The organism is Protofrankia symbiont of Coriaria myrtifolia (assembly GCF_900634755.1).
In the GTDB taxonomy this organism is placed as follows: domain Bacteria; phylum Actinomycetota; class Actinomycetes; order Frankiales; family Frankiaceae; genus Protofrankia; species Protofrankia coriariae.
Genome location: NZ_CAAAFS010000206.1, coordinates 1 through 2249 on the forward strand (window position 1 = coordinate 1; position 2249 = coordinate 2249).

The 2249-nt window shown below is 74.6% G+C and carries 2 protein-coding genes; both read right to left on the reverse strand.

Annotated elements, in window-relative coordinates; translation table 11 throughout:
* The coding region (locus tag CM1CMNOD_RS11540) for a hypothetical protein (protein WP_207387487.1) at nucleotides 1-183 on the reverse strand (183 nt) is incomplete at its 3' end.
* Between the two features lie 200 nt (nucleotides 184-383).
* Nucleotides 384-2249 (reverse strand): HAD-IC family P-type ATPase (locus CM1CMNOD_RS23080; protein WP_242625451.1); only part of this gene is annotated, 1866 nt, incomplete at its 5' end.

Sequence of the window (2249 nt, forward strand, 5' to 3'; positions counted from 1 at the left end):
CGGCTGCGCACCGGCCGCGGATGTCGCCGCCGACGGCTCGCCGCCAGCGGCACCACCCCCCGGCTGGCGCCCCTCGATGGCTGTCACGGCGGTGTTCGGCTGTGCCCTGGCCGACTCCAGGGGGCGGAAACGCAGCCACACGCCCAGCCCGGCCGCGATCGCCAACGCCAGTGCCAGCGCCACAAGGCGCCCCCATCGAATGGGAAGAATCCGGCCCGACCGCCTCCACGGCGATCGATGCCGGCCCCCATCGGGGCCGTCGCGCCCCGCGCTCCACGCCATCGAATCGAGCTTAGGTCGACAAAAGTCACCCGCGCAGCGGTTTGAGCCGTCAATCTGTGACAAAGAGCGACATTCGCATGACGGTTTCGTCAATGACGATCTCAGCTGGGAGTACCGGCGGCGCCGGAGCCCTCGGGAGGGACGAAACGGGCCGCGAGCGGCTCCAGCGTCATCGAGAGCAGGGTTCCGGCGGCCGAGGCGCCGATGGCGACGGCCCAGCCGGAAGGTCCGAGCGGGGTGCAGCCGAAGAACCGGCTCAGCCCGGGCGTCTGGACGACCATAACCAGCGCCGCCACCGACCCCAGGCCGCTCAGCAGCACCGACCGGGAACGCCCGCCGACGAGCAGCGTCTGGCCGAGCTGCGCCCCGACCAGCGCCACCAGCCCGACGGTGTTGGCGTGCCGGCGCCGGCCGGTGGGACGGGCGACGATCCACGCGCCGGTGGCGGCCGCGGTGGTCGCCACCGCGCGCACCGCGACCTCCCGGAGCAGCGCGCGGCCCAGCGATCTCTCCGGCCCCTCCCCGAGCAGCTCGCCGGCCCGGCCGGGATCCGGCTGGCGCAGGGCGATGGCGAGCCCGGGTGCGAGGTCGGTGAGCAGGTTGACCAGCAGCAGCTGCCGGGCCGACAGCGGGGAGGTGCCGGTGGCGAGCGCGCCGAGGAGGGTGAAGGCGATCTCGCCGAGGTTGCCGCCCACGAAGATGCCCAGCGCCTGGCGCACCGACGCCCACATCGACCGGCCCTCGACCAGGACGTCGAGGATCGTCTCCAGCCGGTCGTCGACGACCACCACGTCGGCGGCGGCCCGGGCGGCGGGGGTGCCCCGTCCGCCCAGCGCGATCCCCACGTCGGCGAGCCGGATCGCGGGCGCGTCGTTGGCGCCGTCGCCGGTCATCGCGACCACCTTGCCCAGCCGCTGGTACGACTCCACCACGCGGACCTTGTGCGCCGGGGTGCCGCGGGCGACCACCGTCACCTCGGGCAGCAGCGCGTCGAGCGCGTCGTCGTCCAGCGCGTCGATCTCCATGCCGGTCACCACCCGGCCGCCGTCGAGGAGCCCCAGCTCGGTGGCGATCGTCTGCGCGGTAGCCGGATGATCACCTGTGATCATCACGGACTGTACGCCGGCGTCGTGCAGCTGGACCAGGGACGGCCCGGCACCGGAGCGGACCGGATCCGACAGGCCGAGGAAACCCAGGAAGGTGAGATCGTCGAGATCGTCGTCCGACACCTGCCGGCTGTGGTCGGGCATCGCGCGTTCGGCGACGGCGAGCACCCGGTATCCCCGCCGGCCCAGCGCGACGTGCTCGCGGGCCAGACCCGCCCGGCCACGCCCGTCCAGCGGCACGTCGCCCCGGGCGGTCCGCCAGCGGGCGCACCGGGGCAGCAGCGTCTCGGGCGCGCCCTTGACGCTGAGCAGCACGGTGTCGCCGGCGTCCCCGGCGGACGTCCCTCGGGGCGTCCCTCGGGAGGCCCCGAGAGAGGCATGGTAGGAGCGGCCCGGCTCGAACGGCAGCGAGGCCAGCTCCGACCAGGAGCCCAGGCCGTGGTCACGGTGGATGTCCGTGGCGGCCGCGCCCTTGGTCACCGCCCGGTCGGTGGGATGGGACAACTTGCGCCCGTTGACCCGCACCGGGGTGGCGCGCAGACCAGCGGCGACCACCTGGCGCTGCCGCTCCGTCAGCTCGCCGACGGCGACGGTGTGGCTGCCGTCCGACACCATACCGAGACGGATCTTGCCTCTGGTGAGCGTGCCGGTCTTGTCGAAGCACAGCACGTCCACCCGTCCGAGCGTTTCGATGGTCCGCGGGTTGCGCACCAGCGCGCCGCGGCCGGACAGCCGCCGGGCCGCGGACAGCTGCGCGGCCGTGGCCAGGAACGGCAGGCCCTCGGGCACCGCGGCGACGGCGAGCGCCACGCCCGCGCTCAGCGTGTCGCCGGCGGGCCGGCCGCGGACGAGCCCGGAGGC